The following is a 3,160-nucleotide window of genomic DNA, read 5'->3' as shown; positions in this document are numbered from 1 at the left end:
GGACGGGGGGGCGGAATTGCGGGCAGCCATGCAGACCTTCTCCTCGATCCCGGCCAGTCAGCGAACAAGCTGCTCAGCGAGGGGCCTGGATTCCTATTAAAAACAATCTTAGTGAACTTCGTGTAGATCTTAGTGAACTTCATGTTTAAACTGGCACTCAAATTGCTACAACAAACAAAACAAAAACAATGAAAATAATCAAAATAGCATTTCTTTTCCTAACAAGTATATCATTTGCGCAAGACGGTTATTGGGATAATCAACGAATAACCAACAAAGAAATAAAACTTTCGGCAGGAGAAAGAATCTTAATCAAATCTGAAGATTTTCCGGACGGAACAACAGAATTTGTGTACAGAATTACCTTACTAGACGAAAACCAAAAAATGGTTTCTGATTTATCATCAGTGCTCAAAGCAATTCCAGACCCATATTTTATAGGAAAAGGAACTGGAGGAGCAATAGATCTAGCTTCCGCTATTTCAGGAACAGATAAATGTACGTATGCCATTTTTTCTGACAATAACAAAGCAACAGATTTTATAAAATTAGGAGATACAAAAAAATCATGTTTGTATCAGAATAATCCAATAAGTAAAGAGGCAAAAGTTATCTCGATTGAAAAATCTACTTGTTTACTTGATGATTCTAAAACTATTTTGTTTGGTTTCGAAAGTAAGAATTGGATTTTAGGACAAAAAATTATTCTCGAAATTGTGCCTTGGGTAGATATAAAAGCAAGTAAAATATGGAGTCAAACCAACAAAAAAACGGCTCTTAATTTTATAAAAACCACCCAAATAGCATCAAGATTACCCAATTCAGACACTTTTTGTTTCAATATAATTGAAAAATTGCAAAATGAGTACAAATTTTCAGTATTTCAAAAACTATCAAACACAGAGAGACTATCTTTAATAAATAAATTTGAAGATAGAGCATTGATAGAAACAAATACTATCGAAGTTTATAATAAAATTATTCGTCAAGAATCAAAAACTTTAGCTAAACAAGGAAAGTATGACGATGCAATTATATTAATGAATGATAAAATTATTAGTAAAAGCAAACCATCGGTTTTAGACTACAATACTTTAGGTGAGTTATATATTTACACCAAACAACTTGAAAAAGCGCTTAAAACGCTCAAAATTGCAGAAAATTTAGATTCTAGCGAGCTTTTAGTACAACTTAATCTAGCACATACGTATATGTTTTTAGATAAAATGAGTGAATCTCGAGAAATTCATAACAAGTACAAGGAACAAAATGTATCCATAAATCAAACATGGAAAAATAAAACCATCAATGATTTAGATAAATTCCAGAAAGCAATTTTACCAAATGATAATTTCAAGAAAATTTTGAGATTAGTTGATTAAGTAAAAACAATATTTTTTGTCAATTCCAACGAAGGAGGAATCTCATATTTTTTTTTAGAATTAATTTATGAGATTCCTCCTTCGTCGGAATGACAAACTAGCTAAATATTATAAATTCAGTAATTCATTAATTCAAAAATCTAAAATATTTTGAAAGCAACGTATCACAAATATATTCTCGATTTCAAAAAACCATCAGGGACCTCAAGAGGAGTTTTAACCCAAAAAGAGACGTGGTTTTTAGTGCTAGAAAAAGACGAAAAAAAGGGGATAGGTGAGTGCGGAATTTTACGTGGTTTGAGTTTCGATGACAGACCGGATTATGAAGAAAAATTGCAATGGGTTTGTGATCATATCCACTTGGGAGAAAAAGCACTTTGGGAATCGTTAATTGAGTTTCCTTCCATTCAGTTTGGAGTCGAAATGGCGTTCCGGTCTTTAGCTTCAGAAACTCCTTTTTTGTTGTTTCCCTCAGACTTTACTTCTGGCAAAAAAAGCATTTCGATTAATGGTTTAATTTGGATGGGTGAGGCACAAGATATGAAGCGTCAAATCGAGGAGAAAATAGTACAAGGTTTCAAATGTATAAAACTTAAAATAGGTGCTATAGATTTTGATAAAGAACTAGAATTATTGTACTATATTCGTCAAAATTTCACTCCAGATCAAATAGAAATTAGAGTAGATGCTAACGGTGCTTTTAGTGAAATTGAAGCTTTAAATAAATTGAATAAAATAGCTGGTTATCAATTGCATAGTATAGAGCAACCGATACAAAAAAATCATACTGACAGTATGTCAGAGCTATGTAAAAACAGTAAAATTGACATTGCGCTCGACGAAGAGCTTATTGGAGTGTTTTCATATCATGAAAAAGAAGATTTATTACTCAAAATCATGCCGAAATATATCATTTTGAAACCTAGTTTTATCGGTGGTTTTCGAGGGACAAATGAGTGGATTTTGTTAGCCAAAAAACACAATATCGGTTGGTGGATTACATCAGCGTTAGAGTCAAATATTGGTCTAAATGCAATTGCGCAATTTACTTTTTTGAAGCAAAATATAATGCCTCAAGGCTTAGGGACTGGAGGTCTTTTCACGAACAATTTCGATTGTCCTTTAGAAGTGAAAAGCGGACAATTATTTTACAATCCGAACTCAAAATGGGATGTGAATATTGATAATTTTTTGAAGTAAAAAATTAAATTTTAATAGTAATCTAAGTTAGTTTTTGAATGTAAATTCGAATAAAATCTAACGGATTTATACTCTTTAATTTTAATGCTTTTACTTCAATATAATGCCAAGAAAAATAGGCAAATAGACCTGAAATAATAATTGTATAAAATATAAGTTGGATGTGATTTAACTTAAAAAAGTGTATTAAAGTCTGACCAATTGGAAAGCCAAATATGTAAATTCCATATGATAAATCTCCGAATTTCTCTCCAATATTATTTAATATCGGTGTCGATTTTGTAGCAAAAAGTATAATTAATAAGGGTAAAAATATGAATTGTGTATAAATATATAAATCATATTTTATCGAAATTGTAAGAACTAAAACGCATAATAAAATCATTAAGTTAGAATAATTCATAGCTTCAATTTTGATTGAGGCTAATAGAGATCCAGTTATAAAAAACATACTCAAAAGTGTAAAATCTCTTCCATTAAGTATAAAACTGTGACTGCTTATTTCTTCTAAAAAGAAGATATTAGAGATAAGAAGTGTCAAAAAAGACATAATTAGTATCCATTTGATTTTTTGTTTG

The 3,160-nt window shown here is 30.7% G+C and carries 3 protein-coding genes; 2 read left to right on the top strand and 1 reads right to left on the bottom strand.

The window, feature by feature from the left end; genetic code table 11:
• The first annotated feature begins 188 nt into the window (after window positions 1-188).
• Together ACHZC3_RS09485 and ACHZC3_RS09480 are read left to right on the top strand one after the other, a co-directional pair.
• Window positions 189-1,382, top strand: a complete 1,194-nt coding sequence (locus ACHZC3_RS09485; protein ID WP_394759624.1) for a tetratricopeptide repeat protein — start codon at window positions 189-191, stop codon at window positions 1,380-1,382.
• Window positions 1,383-1,532: 150 nt separating this feature from the next.
• Window positions 1,533-2,582: an o-succinylbenzoate synthase gene (locus ACHZC3_RS09480; RefSeq protein ID WP_394759623.1), complete on the top strand. Its 1,050-nt coding sequence runs from the start codon at window positions 1,533-1,535 to the stop codon at window positions 2,580-2,582.
• 22 nt (window positions 2,583-2,604) lie between these two features.
• On the opposite strand, the gene ACHZC3_RS09475 is transcribed toward ACHZC3_RS09480, so the two are convergent.
• Window positions 2,605-3,160: acyltransferase family protein (locus ACHZC3_RS09475; RefSeq protein WP_394759622.1), on the bottom strand; the 556-nt coding region annotated here is incomplete at its 5' end.

This window comes from Flavobacterium sp., from assembly GCF_043720215.1.
Lineage (GTDB): Bacteria > Bacteroidota > Bacteroidia > Flavobacteriales > Flavobacteriaceae > Flavobacterium.
The sequence above is the reverse complement of the archived record's forward strand: the minus strand, read 5'-3'. Positions and strand labels throughout refer to the sequence as shown.

Coding starts and splice junctions, on each gene's coding strand:
- ACHZC3_RS09485 (WP_394759624.1), top strand. CDS start 189: ATGAAAATAATCAAAATAGCATTTCTTTTCCTAACAAGTATATCATTT.